Origin of the sequence: Jeotgalibacillus sp. ET6 (genome assembly GCF_029667115.1) — a bacterium.
Classification (GTDB): Bacteria; Bacillota; Bacilli; order Bacillales; family Jeotgalibacillaceae; genus Jeotgalibacillus.
The window spans coordinates 1-270 of the sequence record NZ_JARUIU010000099.1; the positions used below are offsets into that span (position 1 = coordinate 1).

Sequence of the window (270 nt, forward strand, 5' to 3'; positions counted from 1 at the left end):
GGCGTGAAGCTCCCCGGCTGGTATACCGTCTGGATACGCGTGGTGTCGGTCTGTACCGTCGTCAGCCTGTCGCCGTCCCAGCCGTACCATGTCTCCTCCGGTTTACGCGACAGCGACATCCACCCCGTCAGGTCACGCTCCCGCCGCCATACCCGTTTCGCCATTCGCCGTCCCAGCGGGTCGTAGAGGTAGCGGCTCTCGACCAGTGGCTCGCCATGCTGTATCCGCGTGTGGAACACCAGGCGGTGCTGGCTGTCGTAGTGGTAGTGG

Annotated in this window: 1 protein-coding gene; it reads right to left on the reverse strand. The window is 64.8% G+C overall.

What is annotated here, in order from left to right:
- Positions 1 to 270 (reverse strand): hypothetical protein (locus P6709_RS19950; protein WP_278242640.1); only part of this gene is annotated, 270 nt, incomplete at both ends.